Annotated in this window: 15 protein-coding genes; 9 read left to right on the forward strand and 6 right to left on the reverse strand. The window is 63.4% G+C overall.

Annotated features, from left to right (window positions below; all coding sequences use genetic code 11):
- Window positions 1-14: 14 nt before the first annotated feature.
- Together AC1D0I_RS07355 and AC1D0I_RS07360 are read right to left on the reverse strand one after the other, a co-directional pair.
- A complete protein-coding gene (locus tag AC1D0I_RS07355) occupies window positions 15-1,127 on the reverse strand; it encodes a glycoside hydrolase family 25 protein (RefSeq protein ID WP_477394223.1) in 1,113 nt (370 codons plus the stop codon).
- Window positions 1,128-1,259: 132 nt separating this feature from the next.
- The gene (locus tag AC1D0I_RS07360) at window positions 1,260-1,496 is read right to left on the reverse strand and encodes a hypothetical protein (protein WP_457151481.1); all 237 of its coding nucleotides are present in this window, start codon (window positions 1,494-1,496) and stop codon (window positions 1,260-1,262) included.
- Window positions 1,497-1,709: 213 nt separating this feature from the next.
- On the opposite strand from AC1D0I_RS07360, the gene AC1D0I_RS07365 reads away from it, so the two are divergent.
- Both AC1D0I_RS07365 and AC1D0I_RS07370 read left to right on the forward strand, forming a co-directional pair.
- On the forward strand, window positions 1,710-3,479 hold the full coding sequence (locus tag AC1D0I_RS07365) for an acyl-CoA dehydrogenase (RefSeq protein WP_477394077.1): 1,770 nt from the start codon (window positions 1,710-1,712) through the stop codon (window positions 3,477-3,479).
- A gap of 19 nt (window positions 3,480-3,498) precedes the next feature.
- Window positions 3,499-4,251 (forward strand): crotonase/enoyl-CoA hydratase family protein, encoded by a 753-nt coding sequence (locus AC1D0I_RS07370; protein WP_477394079.1) that lies wholly within the window; start codon window positions 3,499-3,501, stop codon window positions 4,249-4,251.
- Window positions 4,252-4,259: 8 nt separating this feature from the next.
- Here the strand turns inward: AC1D0I_RS07370 and pdxH are convergent, their stop codons facing one another.
- Window positions 4,260-4,877, reverse strand: coding sequence for a pyridoxamine 5'-phosphate oxidase (gene pdxH, locus AC1D0I_RS07375; RefSeq protein WP_477394081.1), 618 nt, complete (start codon window positions 4,875-4,877; stop codon window positions 4,260-4,262).
- Between the two features lie 40 nt (window positions 4,878-4,917).
- Here pdxH and AC1D0I_RS07380 point away from each other — a divergent pair, with 40 nt between their 5' ends.
- From AC1D0I_RS07380 to AC1D0I_RS07395, 4 genes are all read left to right on the forward strand, one after another.
- A complete protein-coding gene (locus AC1D0I_RS07380) occupies window positions 4,918-5,379 on the forward strand; it encodes an RT0821/Lpp0805 family surface protein (protein WP_457151485.1) in 462 nt (153 codons plus the stop codon).
- Window positions 5,380-5,479: 100 nt separating this feature from the next.
- Entirely contained in the window at window positions 5,480-6,409 is a 930-nt protein-coding gene (locus AC1D0I_RS07385; RefSeq protein ID WP_095091913.1) for a DnaJ C-terminal domain-containing protein, read from the forward strand.
- Between the two features lie 108 nt (window positions 6,410-6,517).
- Window positions 6,518-7,336 carry an enoyl-ACP reductase FabI gene (gene fabI, locus AC1D0I_RS07390; RefSeq protein WP_477394083.1) on the forward strand — a complete coding sequence of 273 codons (819 nt, stop codon included), beginning with the start codon at window positions 6,518-6,520 and terminating at the stop codon, window positions 7,334-7,336.
- Window positions 7,337-7,381: 45 nt separating this feature from the next.
- Window positions 7,382-7,978, forward strand: coding sequence for a histidine phosphatase family protein (locus tag AC1D0I_RS07395; protein ID WP_477394085.1), 597 nt, complete (start codon window positions 7,382-7,384; stop codon window positions 7,976-7,978).
- Window positions 7,979-8,047: 69 nt separating this feature from the next.
- Here the strand turns inward: AC1D0I_RS07395 and AC1D0I_RS07400 are convergent, their stop codons facing one another.
- Complete coding sequence (locus tag AC1D0I_RS07400; protein WP_477394087.1) at window positions 8,048-8,770, reverse strand: carbonic anhydrase; 723 nt, start codon at window positions 8,768-8,770, stop codon at window positions 8,048-8,050.
- Between the two features lie 91 nt (window positions 8,771-8,861).
- Window positions 8,862-9,116, reverse strand: a complete 255-nt coding sequence (locus tag AC1D0I_RS07405) for a DUF1344 domain-containing protein (protein WP_095091917.1) — start codon at window positions 9,114-9,116, stop codon at window positions 8,862-8,864.
- A gap of 273 nt (window positions 9,117-9,389) precedes the next feature.
- On the opposite strand from AC1D0I_RS07405, the gene aroC reads away from it, so the two are divergent.
- Both aroC and ribB read left to right on the forward strand, forming a co-directional pair.
- Window positions 9,390-10,499, forward strand: a complete 1,110-nt coding sequence (gene aroC, locus AC1D0I_RS07410; RefSeq protein WP_477394089.1) for a chorismate synthase — start codon at window positions 9,390-9,392, stop codon at window positions 10,497-10,499.
- A gap of 101 nt (window positions 10,500-10,600) precedes the next feature.
- Complete coding sequence (gene ribB, locus AC1D0I_RS07415; protein ID WP_477394091.1) at window positions 10,601-11,701, forward strand: 3,4-dihydroxy-2-butanone-4-phosphate synthase; 1,101 nt, start codon at window positions 10,601-10,603, stop codon at window positions 11,699-11,701.
- A gap of 54 nt (window positions 11,702-11,755) precedes the next feature.
- Here ribB and AC1D0I_RS07420 read toward each other — a convergent pair whose 3' ends face one another.
- The gene (locus AC1D0I_RS07420) at window positions 11,756-12,979 is read right to left on the reverse strand and encodes an MFS transporter (RefSeq protein ID WP_477394093.1); all 1,224 of its coding nucleotides are present in this window, start codon (window positions 12,977-12,979) and stop codon (window positions 11,756-11,758) included.
- 121 nt (window positions 12,980-13,100) lie between these two features.
- On the opposite strand from AC1D0I_RS07420, the gene AC1D0I_RS07425 reads away from it, so the two are divergent.
- A complete protein-coding gene (locus tag AC1D0I_RS07425) occupies window positions 13,101-13,709 on the forward strand; it encodes a TetR/AcrR family transcriptional regulator (RefSeq protein ID WP_457151493.1) in 609 nt (202 codons plus the stop codon).
- Window positions 13,710-13,782: the final 73 nt, after the last annotated feature.

Consider the following 13,782-nt stretch of genomic DNA (forward strand, 5'->3'; position numbering starts at 1 on the left):
TCTGCGACGGTAGCTTATCGCAAACCGCGATCGATCTCGGTCGAAGCGGTGCTGAGCGGATCGGCGGCGGCAAAGGCGGCGTCGAGTTGCAACGGCGAACGCTGTTCGGTCCGCTTCCAGGCGACATATTGGACAATGCCGAAAGTCGGCCGCTGCGGCACGGTCTTCACGACAGGCATGCGGAATCCGTCGCGGAATTTCGTCCAGCGCGTGCCCAGCGCCGCGACCATATCCTCGAAGGTCGGCGGCGCCGCCACCGACGCGTAGGTGATCGTGACATTGCCGGCGAGGCCGGCTTCGCGTGACACCGGCAACGGTATCGAGGCGAGATAGTCAGGCGGCACGTCGATGAGACCACCGAAAGGCCATTGCGCGCGCAGCGTGGCGGCGTCCGTCGGCGCGACATTGACGTCGATGTCCTTGGGCGTGCCGGCGACCCTGTAAGGGCAGCGGAGCCGGCCGCAATTGGCTTGCGCCGAGAACTGCCACAGCGCGTAGCCCTGCCAGTTGCCCATCGGAAAATGCATGTCGATGTCGGGCTTGTACCGGGCATACCAGAGCGGCAACCGCGACAAGAGCCGGTATCTGTAGCTGTTGTCGGCAATGTATTGGGCCGTCTTGCCATTGGAGTAGAGCACAGGGAAGCGGCCGATGCGCCGATGCACCTGGCGCACGAACTCCTCGGCATCTTCGAGCGACATCCACTGCGAAGGATCATTGCCTTCAATGTCGAGAGCCAGCAGATCGTCCGGCGCGGGTTCGGCGAAATCGAGGAAATTATTGGCCTGTTCGACCGGATTGCCGGGGCGGGCGAGGTGATAGGCGCCCCATTTCAGGCCGAGCGCCTTGGCAACCACCTTGCGTGTCTGGAACAGTTCGCGCGTCACCGCGTGGCGTTTCCACAGCGCCTTGCAGAGCTTCACCTCGGTGTCGTCGCCGAAACAGAAATAGGGTGGCGGCATGCCGTCGGATGCCTTGTTGATGAAGCCCACGATCCGCTTGTCGGTGGCGAGTTGGGCCCAGTCAATGGAATTGTACTCGTAGGCGTCGACGACCAGGGCGCGGTCAGCGTTCTTCCACGGCTCGGAAAAATCCGAGGCTTTTGCCGCTGATATCAGCGCCATCATCGCCGTGAGAGCGATCGCTGAGCGGCGTAGAAGATGCGCCGGCGTTTTCAAACAGGGAATCCCCGTTAACCAAGACAAATCCTGGACCGTCATGGTTAAGGAAATGCTTCCGCAGGGCTGGCGCCGGCAAAGCTATCGTCTGATGAGTGGCTGAAATTCAAACGGGTCTGGCGCCGGCTCTTGCGGCAGCGTGCCCTCGGCGGCGCGTTTGCGGTGGTGTGCGAGGGAGCATTGCGGCGAGCATAATATGCCGCGATCCGACCAGTAGGCGGCGCCGTTTTCCAGTCTGCCCTGATGGTACGAGAACCCTGCCGCGCGATAGGGCAGGCCGCATTCGATGCAGCGATAGGCATCAGGTCTGGCAAGCATGGGTGGTTCCGGCCTGTTGGTTCGGTCTGTCGCCGGTCGACTTGATCTGGCGTCGATAGAATCTAATACGTGTCGGCGCGATTGCAAAATCCACGTGACAAAGTTTGACGTTTACGTAAAAAGAAGATGGGAGGCCGCCGCTGAAAGGCAGATGGTTTTGCGGCAGTGCGGGTCCTAGGATCGGTGGGCCTATATCAGGAGGAGGGAGCGGTCATGTATCGGGCACCGGTCGAGGATATCGCTTTCACGCTCAAGCACGTGGCTGGTCTCAAGTCCGCCCTTGATGCCGGCATGTTCGGCGATCTCGGCGAGGATCTGGTCGATGCCGTTCTTGGCGAGGCCGGCCGCTTCGCCACCGACGAAGTCGCGCCGCTCTACAAGATCGGCGATGAGCAAGGTGCGGTGCTGAAGGACGCAACCGTCACCACGCCGCGCGGCTGGAAGGAACTCTATCGCCGCTGGATCGACGGCGGCTGGAATGCGCTGTCCGGACCCGAGGAGTATGGCGGCCAGGCGTTGCCGACCATGCTTGGCGTCGCAGCGCTCGAAATGTGGAACTCCGCCGCCATGGCCTTCGGCATCGGCCCGACGCTGACCATGGGCGCGGTCGAGGCGCTCGACAAGCACGCCTCTGAGGCACTCAAGTCGAAATATCTCGAAAAGCTCGTCTCCGGCGAATGGATGGGCACGATGAACCTGACCGAGCCGCAGGCCGGCTCGGATCTCGCTGCCTTGCGCGCCCGCGCCGAGCCGGTGGGTGATGGCACGTACCGCATCTTCGGCCAGAAGATCTTCATCACCTATGGCGAGCACGACTTTACCGACAACATCATCCATCTGGTTTTGGCGCGGCTGCCCGATGCCCCGGCCGGCACGCGCGGCATATCGCTGTTCCTGGTGCCGAAATTCCTGGTTGGCGACGATGGATCGCTGGGCACGCGCAACGACGTCTTCTGCTCCGGCCTGGAGCACAAGCTCGGCATCCACGCCTCGCCGACCTGCACCATGATCTATGGCGATGGCTTCGGGGGCGCTGCGCCTGGCGCCATCGGCTGGCTGATCGGCGAGGAGAACAAGGGCCTGGCCTGCATGTTCACCATGATGAACAACGCCCGCCTTTCCGTCGGCATGCAGGGTGTCGCGGTCGCGGAAGCCGCCACGCAGAAGGCGATCGCTTATGCCAATGAGCGCCGGCAAGGCAAGGCGGCAAGCTACGCCGGCGCCGGCATGGCGCCGATCGTCCATCATCCCGATGTGCAGCGCACTCTCCTGACCATGAAGGCGCTGACGCAGACGGCCCGCGCCATCAGCTACTGCTGCGCCCATGCCATCGACCTGGCACGCGTATCGGCCGGCGATGAGGCGGCGCATTGGCGCGACCGCGCCAATCTGCTGACGCCGCTGGCCAAGGCTTTTTCGACCGATGTCGGCGTCGAGGTTGCCTCGCTCGGCCTCCAGGTGCATGGCGGAATGGGCTTCATCGAGGAGACCGGCGCGGCGGCATTCTATCGTGATGCGCGCATCGCACCGATCTATGAGGGAACCAACGGCATCCAGGCGATCGATCTGGTCACGCGCAAGCTGCCGCTCGGCGGCGGCGAACACGTGCATGGCTTCATCGACGAACTGGCGGCGGTCGCCAATGCCGTGCGGACATCGAATCTCGAGGGTTTCGGCCGCACCGCCGATGCTCTCGACAAGGCCCTCGGTGAGCTCAGCGAAGCGACCCGCTTCCTGCAAAAACGGTCCGCCGATGGCCGGTCGGACGAGGCGCTGGCGGGTGCTACGCCCTATCTCAAGCTGATCTCGCTGGCTGCCGGCGGGGCCTATCTGGCGCAGGGCGCGCTTGCCGATCAGGGCCGTATCGCGCTTTGCCGCTTCTTCGCCGAAAACCTGCTCGGTGAGGTCAGTGCCCTGAAGGACCGCGTTGTCGATGGCGCCGAAAGCCTCGCCGCTGCCGGCAAGGCGCTCATCTCTGCCTGACGTTCACAAGGAAAAACCCGTGACAGACCATATCCTCGTCGAGCGCCAGGGCGCCATCCAGATCATCCGCATGAACCGCCCCGACAAGAAGAACGCCTTGACGCGCGCCATGTATGCAAAAATGTCGGCTGCTCTGGCAGAAGGTGATGGCAACCCGGCGATCCGCGTCCATGTCTTCCTGGGCGTGCCTGGCGCCTTCTCCTCCGGCAACGACCTTGCCGATTTCATGGTCGTTGCCACCGGTGGCGACGGCGGCACCGAGGTCTGGGACTTCCTGATGGCGCTGGCCAGGGTCGAGAAACCCATCGTCTCCGGCGTCGACGGCATCGCGGTCGGCATCGGCACGACGCTCAACCTGCATTGCGACCTGACCTTCGCCACGCCGCGCACCGTGTTCAGGACGCCTTTCGTCGATCTCGGCCTGGTGCCCGAAGCGGGCTCCAGCCTGTTGGCGCCGCGCATCCTGGGACAGCAGGCAGCTTTCGCGCTGCTCGGCCTCGGCGAGGGCTTTTCGGCCGAACGCGCGAAGGCCGCCCGCCTGATCTACGATGTGGTCGAGGAAGACGCGCTGGAGGCCTCGGTGCTGACGGCGGCCGGCCAGATCGCGGCCAAGCCACCGCAGGCCTTGAAGATTGCGCGCGACCTGATGCGCGGCTCGCGCGACGACCTCCTCGCCCGCATAGGCGAGGAAAGCGAACATTTTCGCGAACGGCTGAAATCAGACGAGGCGCGCGCCGCGCTCACGGCGTTCATGACCAGGAAGAAGGCCTGAACCTCCCTTTAGGGATAAAGCCTCGTGTTGTCCCAACCGCCTTTTGCATCACGCGAAAAGACCACCCGGTCATGTAGCCGGAACGGCCGGTCATGCCAGAACTCGATGGTTGTGGGCACGATGCGGAAGCCCGACCAATGCTTTGGCCGTGGAATTTCGCCGATCGGATAGCGCGCCGTGTATTCGGCCACCGCCTTTTCCAGCGCAAAGCGGCTTTCCAGCGGCCGCGACTGTTTCGAGGCCCAGGCGCCGATACGGCTGCCGCGCGGTCGCGTCGCGTAGTAGGCGTCGGCTTCGGCGTCGCTGACGATCTCCACCGGGCCGCGAATGCGCACCTGACGCCGCAGCGACTTCCAATGGAAGCACATCGCCGCCTTCATGTTGCCAAGAATCTCCTGGCCTTTGGCGCTCTCGAAATTCGTGTAGAACACAAACCCGCCTTCATCGAACCCCTTGAGCAGAACCATTCGCACATCCGGCATGCCGTCGGCATCGACGGTCGCCAGCGCCACGCCGTTTGGGTCGTTCATTTCGCTCTTGGTGGCGTTCTCCAGCCATGCGGCAAAGAGGCGAAACGGCTCCGCCGCCTCGGTAAAGTCACTGCTTGTTAACTCTGTGTCACTCATAGTTTTTCTCAAATCGTTACGAGGCGGGGGAGGTTGCAGATTGTCGCGTATCGCGCAAGCTTTTGACAGCAGGCAAAGCGGCCTAATTGCTTCAGCCAGCGCCAAAGCCGCGATCATGATGATCGCTCTGCCGCTTGCCGCCTGCGGCGCGGGTGGCTTCAGCCTGGAAAAAGCAGAAGTCGACCGCTCGATCCTGACCAGCAGCACGTCCGTCCCCTCCGCGCCGGTCAGTTCGGATCGCGACTCCGACCAGACGACGATCGGCAATGCGGTGTCCTCGGCCGATATCGAGCAGCTCGGCGGGCAGGCCGTGCCGTGGGCGAATGCCGGCACCGGGTCGCGAGGCTCCATCACCGAACTGGCGGAATTAAAGGACAAGGGCCAGACATGCCGCCGTTTCAGGGCCTCGCGCGAGAGCTTTGATGGCGTTGCCATGTTCGAAGGCGAACTTTGCCTGGCCAGCGCCGGCGGCTGGCACATGCAGGACTTCAAGGCGCTCTGATTTTCCGTTTTTGATATGCTGCTCGGCCACTGGAATTTCTTCCTATGCGAGCGCATATAGGGGGCAACCAGAGACTCACTCCTTTTCCAGGGCAGTAAGCATGCGCGACCCCTATGAGGTGCTGGGCGTTGCCAAGAACGCATCGGCCAAGGACATAAAATCGGCGTACCGGAAACTCGCCAAGAAGCATCATCCGGACCAGAATCCGAATGATCCCAAGGCGAAGGACCGTTTTGCCGCGGCCAACCAGGCTTACGAGATCGTCGGCGACGAGAAGAATCGGGCCGCGTTCGATCGCGGCGAGATCGATGCTGACGGCAAGCCGCGTTTCCAGGGCTTTGAGGGTGCCGCTGGTGGCGGCGATCCCTTTGGCGGGTTTCGCCGGCAGCAAGGGGCCGGCGGCTCGCGCTTCGAATTCCGCTCCGGCCGTCCGGGCGGTGATCCGTTCGATGGCAACAGCGATATTTTCAGCCAGATTTTCGGCGACGCCTTTTCGGGCGCGCGCGGCCCCGGCGCGGGCGACCGCCGCCAGCCGGCGACCGCTGCCGACCTGAACGTGACGCTCGACGTCACCATCGAGGAGGCGGCAACCGCCGAAAAGGTGACGGCGATGTTCCCCGACGGCCGCAAGGTGGCAGTCAAGCTGCCGGCCTATGTCGAGGATGGCCAGACCATCCGGCTGAAGGGGCAGGGCGAGCAAGGGCCGGGCCAGCCGGGCGATGCGCTGGTCAAGGTCCATCTGCGCCGGCATCCGCGCTACCGCATCGAGGGCCGCGACCTGCATGCCGATCTGCCGGTGACGCTGGCGGATGCGGTGCTCGGCGCCAAGGTGCCGGTCGAGACGCCGACCGGCAAGCTCGCGGTCAACGTTCCCGCCTGGTCGAACTCGGACAAGGTGCTGCGGCTGAAGGGCAGGGGCCTGCCGGAGAAAGCCGGCGGCCATGGCGATCTCTACGCCCATGTGCGGATCATGCTGCCGGAAGGCGGCGATAGCGCGCTCGAAGCGCTGCTGCGCAGCCAAAAAGGCTGATTGGCGGCTTTTGTCCCCCGAACTGTCCGGTTTGAACGCTTGAAGGGGCAGTGTGCCTGTGCGATAGGGCACTCCACAAAGCTGAAAAATCTTGCGGAGAGCGCTGACATGGCGGGTGGACAGGGCCTTATGGCCGGCAAGCGCGGCCTTATTCTTGGCGTCGCCAACAACAGATCGATCGCCTATGGCATCGCCAAGGCGTGTGTCGACCATGGCGCCGAGATCGCGCTCACCTACCAGGGCGAGGCGTTCAAGAAGCGTGTCGAGCCGCTGGCGGCCGAACTTGGCGCATATGTCGCTGGACATTGCGACGTCACCGATCCGGCCAGCCTGGACGAGGTTTTCGCCAATGTCGCCAGGCATTGGGGCAAGCTTGATTTTCTCGTCCACGCCATCGCTTTTTCTGACAAGGACGAGCTGACCGGCCGTTACGTCGAGACGACGCGCGACAATTTCCTGCGCACCATGGACATTTCGGTCTATTCCTTCACCACCATCGCCAAACGCGCAGAGGCGCTGATGAGCAATGGTGGCTCGCTGCTGACGCTGACCTATTATGGTGCCGAAAAGGTCATGCCGCACTACAACGTCATGGGTGTCGCCAAGGCGGCGCTTGAGGCCAGCGTGCGTTATCTCGCGGTCGACCTCGGCGCCAAGAAGATCCGCGTCAACGCCATTTCCGCGGGCCCGATCAAGACGCTTGCGGCATCCGGCATCGGCGACTTCCGCTACATCCTGAAGTGGAACGAATACAATTCGCCGCTGAAGCAAACGGTGACGCAGGAGGAAGTCGGTGATTCCGGCGTCTATTTCCTGTCCGATCTGTCACGCGGCGTCACCGGTGAAGTGCATCACGTCGATTCAGGCTACCACGTGGTCGGCATGAAGGCGGTCGACGCGCCGGATATTTCGACGGTCAAGGATTAACGTCCACCAACCGTCGTCCGTCCCGACCCCGTACCGGAAGACCTGATGTACCCGCTGGTTTATATCGTGCGCCACGGCCAGACCGCGTGGAACGCCGAATCCCGGCTTCAGGGGCAGGCCGACACCGACCTCAATGCGCTTGGCCGCGAGCAGGCGACCGGAAACGGTCATCGGCTGGCCGAGTTGGTGCAAAATCCCGCGGATTTCGATTTCGTCGCCAGCCCAATGAAGCGGACGCGCGAGACGATGCAGCGCATCCGCGCCGCGATGAAGCTCGATCCGGATGCCTATCGAACCGATCCTCGCCTGGTCGAAGTCAATTTCGGCGATTGGCAGGGTTTCACCTATGCCGAGCTCAAGACGCGGTATCCAGGCGCGCGCCGGACACGCGCGCTGGACAAATGGAACTTTCAGCCGCCCGGCGAGGACGCGGAGAGTTACCAGATGCTGCTCGAACGGGTGAAGCCCTGGTTCGACGCAATCCAACGCCAGACGATCTGCGTGACGCACGGCGGGGTCATGCGGGCTCTGTTTCGCTTCGTGCTCGGGGTGGCGGAGGACGAGGCAGCCAACCTGGAGATACCGCAGGACCGCGTGCTCAGGCTGCAGGGTGACCGGCTTGAGTGGCTGTCGCAGTCCTAGCCAGGACGCTTGTTCATCCCAGGGTTTGGAAGGCTCCCAACACTTGACCCGGTCGTTCCGATGAACGTGTCATTCGATGTAGGTCACCACACCCGTTTCAAGATCATAGATTGCCGCGACGATCTTCAGCTTCCCGGCCCCGGTGAGATCGGCCAGGAGCTTGCTTGAAGCAGCCAGGCGCCGCACAGTCCTGCGCGCGCTCTCCTTGGCGGTGTTGTCGACGAAATCGCCTGCCTCGCTCCGCGCCGCGATCGCCGCAGGCAGGATCGGTTCGATCATCGGGCCGATCGCGCCCGGATAGGTCGAGTTCTTGGTGACCACGTCGCAAGCCGCCTTGACGGCACCGCAGCTTGTGTGCGCGAGGACGACGATCAATGGCGAGCCGAGCACCGCCGCGCCGTATTCGACCGTGCCGAGCGTCGCAGTGTCGGCGAGGTTGCCGGCATTCCGGGCGACGAATAGCTCTCCAACGCCTTGGCCGCCGAAGATCAACTCGGGCGGAACGCGACTGTCGGCGCAACTGATGATGGTGGCCCAAGGCGCCTGATGCCCGGCGACAGCCTTCCGCTGCCCGGCAAGGTCGATCGAGCACAGTTCCGGGTCGCTGACATAGCGCTCGTTGCCGGATTTCAGCGCGGCGAGCGCTGCATCAGGGGACGATGCCGGCGCAGCACTCTCTGCCGCACGCGCAGGCCACGAAGCTCCACCAAGACCGATCGCAACGAACCCCGCCGCGCCGACCTTGAGGAAATTCCTGCGGTCGACCCCTTCGCCTTCGCAGTCGCTGCACATTGTTCGGTCCCCGCTCGCATCTGGATCTGCGCGCTGAGATTGCTACCAACGGACGGYGTTGGCAAGCGCGCCGTGCGGGGCCGGAAGGCGCTTATTCGGTGTCGGGCAATTGCATGTCGGTGACGATGTTTTCGCCATTGGTCTCATCGTAAGCGATGACGACATCCATGCCCGGCTTCAGCGAGTCGAGGTCTGTCTCGGCATTCAGCTTGTAGGACTTGCCGTCATCCAGCGTCAGCGTCGCCGTGTCCTTGTCGATCTTCTTGATCAGGCCTTCGGTCTGGCCGGCGAAAGCGGCGGTGGAAAGCAGCAGCGTAGCGGCTACGGCGCCAATCAGGGTACGCATAATCGTTCCTCGTTATCATTGCACCGGCATGGGCGGCGGCAGGCGAATGGAAGAGAGCAGAAACCAACCGAATGTGTCAAAACTAAATCCGCCAGATCACAGTTTGACCACTGTGAAAAACGCCAATAGAAGGCAGGCCACGGCGCCGAGCGTCCTCCTGGGTGCGCGGAGGACGCTGTGGCACTTTTTGATTTGCGTATGATCCCTTGCGAGAACGGCTTCGTTTTTCGGGTCATGTGCTAAGCTGGCTCCGATGCCGGGCAGGGTCATTTCATGTCTCACAACACGTTCGGCCACCTTTTCCGCGTCACCACCTGGGGCGAAAGCCACGGCGCCGCACTCGGCTGTGTGGTCGACGGCTGTCCGCCCGGCATCCGCTTCACTCTGCGAGACATCCAGGCCGAGCTCGACAAGCGCCGGCCGGGCCAGTCACGCTTCGTCACCCAGCGCCGCGAACCCGATGAAGTGAAAGTGCTGTCGGGCTTCATCTTCGACGAGGACGGCGAGACGATGATCACCACCGGCACGCCGGTCTCGATGCTGATCGAGAACGTCGACCAGCGCTCGAAGGACTATGGCGAGATAGCCCGCCAATACCGGCCGGGCCATGCCGACTACACCTATGACGTCAAATACGGCCTGCGCGATTATCGCGGCGGCGGCCGCTCCTCGGCCCGCGAGACGGCGGCACGCGTCGCGGCCGGGGCCCTCGCCCGCAAGGTGGTGCCTGGCATGGTGGTGCGCGGCGCGCTGGTGTCGATGGGCGAAAAGTCCATCGACCGCGCGAACTGGAACTGGAACTTCATCGGTGACGCGGAAAATCCGTTCTTCACTCCCGATCCGGCGTCCGTTCCCGTCTTTACCCAGTACCTCGATGGCATCCGCAAGGCGGGGTCCTCGGTCGGCGCGGTGATCGAGATTGTTGCCGACGGCGTTCCCGCCGGCCTCGGCGCGCCGATCTACGCCAAGCTCGACCAGGACATTGCCTCCGGCCTGATGTCGATCAACGCCGTCAAGGGCGTCGAGATCGGCAACGGTTTCGAGGCCGCCCGCATCACCGGCGAGCAGAATGCCGACGAGATGCGCATGGGCAATGACGGCAAGCCGGTGTTCCTGTCCAACAATGCCGGCGGTATCCTCGGCGGCATCTCGACCGGCCAGGCGATCATCGCCCGTTTCGCCGTCAAGCCGACCTCGTCGATCCTGACGCCGCGAAAGTCGATCGACAGGGACGGCAACGACGTCGAGATCATGACCAAGGGCCGTCACGATCCCTGCGTCGGCATCCGCGCCGTGCCGATCGGCGAGGCGATGGTTGCCTGCGCCATTGCCGATCACTATCTGCGTCATCGCGGACAGACGGGGAGGGGAGTAGGGCAGTAGGGGAATATGTTACGCTACCCACCCGAGACAGCCATTTTTTCCTTTTCCCTACTCCCGTACTGCCCTACTCCCTTATTTCCCTGCGAGTGAAACGAGCGCCCATGCCTTACGACCAGAAGAAAATCGTCGAAGCCCTGCGCGCTTTCGAGCGCGGCGAGATCGTCGTTGTCATGGACGATGATGGACGCGAGAACGAGGGTGACCTGATCGTCGCCGCCGTCCATTGCACGCCGGAGAAGATGGCGTTCATCATCCGTCACACCTCCGGCATCGTCTGCACGCCGATGCCGCGCGAGGAGGCCAAGCGGCTCAACCTGGCGCCGATGGTGGCCGACAATGATTCCGCCCACACCACTGCCTTCACCGTCAGCGTCGATTTCAAGCACGGCACGACAACAGGCATTTCGGCCGAGGACCGCACGCTCACCGTGCGCAATCTCGCCAACGGCAATGTCGGCGGCTCGGATTTCGTCCGCCCCGGCCACATCTTTCCGCTGATCGCGCGCGAGGGCGGCGTGCTGATGCGCTCGGGTCATACCGAAGCCGCGGTCGATCTGTGCAAGCTCGCCGGTCTGGCACCGGTCGGCGTCATTTCGGAACTGGTCAATGACGACGGCACCGTCAAGCGTGGCCCGCAGGTCTCGGCCTTTGCCGAAGAGCATGGTCTCAAACAGGTTTCGGTCGCCGACCTCATTGCCTACCGGCAACGCAAGGAAACGCTGGTCGAACGCGTGGCTTGCTCGGAAATCGACACGCTCGGCGGCAAGGCGCAGGTCTTCACCTACACGCTGCCCTGGGACCCCATGCATCACGTCGCCATTGTCTTCGGCGACATCCGCGACGGCGAGGAGGTGCCGGTGCGCCTGCATTCCGAGGATGTGGTGACCGACGTGTTCGGCACCAGCCACCGGCTCGACGGCATCATGAAGGCGATGGGCGAGCGCAGGCGTGGCGTCATCGTCTATCTGCGCGAGGGCTCGGTCGGCGTCGCCCATCAGGAGCGCAAGCGGCCGGCGAGCGGCGACCGAGAGGATCATGACGAGGCGCGCCGCCGTGAGAACGAATGGCGCGAAATCGGCCTCGGTGCGCAGATCCTCAAGGATCTCGGCATTTCCTCGATCAATCTGATCGCTTCGCGCGAACGGCACTATGTCGGTCTCGAGGGCTTTGGCATCCACATCGCCAAGACCGAGATTCTCTGAAGGGCAACCGCTGGGGATAGAGCCCAGTCTGTTTGAAACCAGGCGCTTCGGGGATCATCCGGCGGGAACGACGGCTGCTTCGCAGCCATCCAGGTCGCATTCAGGCGTGGCCAGGCTGCGGTGACCAAGCAACACGGTGACCAGTGCGATCGTGCCGGCCGCAACCGACACCCAGAATCCGTTCTGGGCGCCGAACGCATCCACCACCGAGCCGGCGGCGAACGAGCCCAGCGCCATGCCGATGCCGATCCCGGTGGTCACCCAGGTGATGCCCTCGGTCAGCATCGCCTCCGGCACATGCCGTTCGATCAGGCCGAACGCCGTGATGAAGGTCGGCGAGATCGCCACGCCGCTGACGAACACGGTCAACGCCAGCAGCGGCACCGTGCCGGCGGTGAGCGGCAGCAAGGTGCTGAGCGCGATGATGGCGATTGCGACGGCAAGCTGGCGTTGCAGCGGTGCTTTCAGGTTGAGCGCGCCGACGATGATGCCGAGCACGAACGATCCCAGCGCGTAGACACCGATGACGAGGCTTGCGGCGCCAGGCTGGCCAAGTTCCTTGGTGATCGCCACGGTGCTCACTTCCGTCGTCGCGAAGGTCGCGCCGATAAAGATCAGGGCAAAGGTGATGATCTGTACCGGCCGCAGTCGGATTGCCGAGCCGCGCGAGCCGTGTTCCACCGGCCGCACTTGCGGCTCGGTCGAACGCTGCAGGATGAACGCCGTCGAGCCGAAGGCGAGAAACAGCGTGCTGGCCAGCATTCCCGCTTCCGGGAACAGGGCGGCACTCAGGCCGACCGACAGCGATGCGCCGGCAATGTAGACCAGCTCGTCCGCCGCCGACTCGAAGGCGAATGCGGTGTTCATCTCTGGCCGTCCGCGAAAAATCTCGGTCCAGCGAGCGCGCACCATTGCCGGGATGCTGGGCATCGCCGCCGCCAGCAGCGCCGACACGAACAGCATCCATACCGGCCAGTCCTGGTTGGCCGCAGCAATCAGGACGGCGAAAGCGAGCACCGAGATGATCGTGGTGGGCACGACGATCCGCGTCTGGCCAAGGCGATCGACAAGCCTTGATATTTGTGGCGCCACGAAAGCGTTGGCCAGCGCGAATGTCGCGGAGACCGCGCCGGCCAGCCAGTATTCGCCACGCGTCTGCGACAGCATCGCCACGATGCCGATTGGCGCCATCGCGATCGGCAGCCGCGCCATGAAGCCCGCTGCTGCAAAGCCCTTGGCGCCAGGGGCGCGAAAAATCTCCGAATAGGGATTTTGCATGGTCCGGTTCCTCGACAAAGACGGATTCGACAATTACATACGATGCGTATGATTGTTAGATAGATCATACGCCGCGTATGTCAATTGGCATACGAAGCGTATGTTAGTAGGTCCAGAAGCCATGCACAAACCTCGCAAGGAGATGATTGCCGAGACGCGCGCCAAGCTGATCGCGGCCGCCCGCCACGCCTTCGGCACGATCGGCTATGCCCAGTCGTCGATGGATGATTTCACCGCATCGGCCGGGCTGACGCGCGGCGCACTCTATCATCACTTCGGCGACAAGAAGGGCTTGCTGCAGGCGGTCATCGCCGAAATCGACGGTGAGATGGCGGCGCGCGTGAACGAAGTGGCGTCGAGAGCACCGACCCGCTGGCAGCATTTCGTCGACGAATGCACGACCTATATCGAGATGGCGTTGGAGCCGGAAATCCAGCGCATCATGTTCCGGGATGGCCCGGCCGTGCTGGGGGATCCTGCACAATGGCCAAATGCCAATGCATGTGTCGGTTCAATGACCGATCATCTGACCAGGCTGCAGGAGGAGGGCGTGGTCGTTCCCAGCCTCGACCCCGAGACCGCCTCGCGGCTGATCAACGGGGCGAGCAGCCAGGCAGCGCAGCGGATCGCCAATTCGAGCGACCCCGAAGCGACGTCGAAGAAGGTGGTGGCGGCCTTCAAGCAGTTGCTCGAAGGCTTGCTCAAGAAGCAGGATTCGCAGCCGGCCTGAAATCCCCATTGCTGGTCTGGCGCGCCACTCCCACGATTGACAACAGCCGGTTTCAGCGCATCCTCTCGCGCCA

Source organism: Mesorhizobium sp. P2_D1, assembly GCF_056404455.1.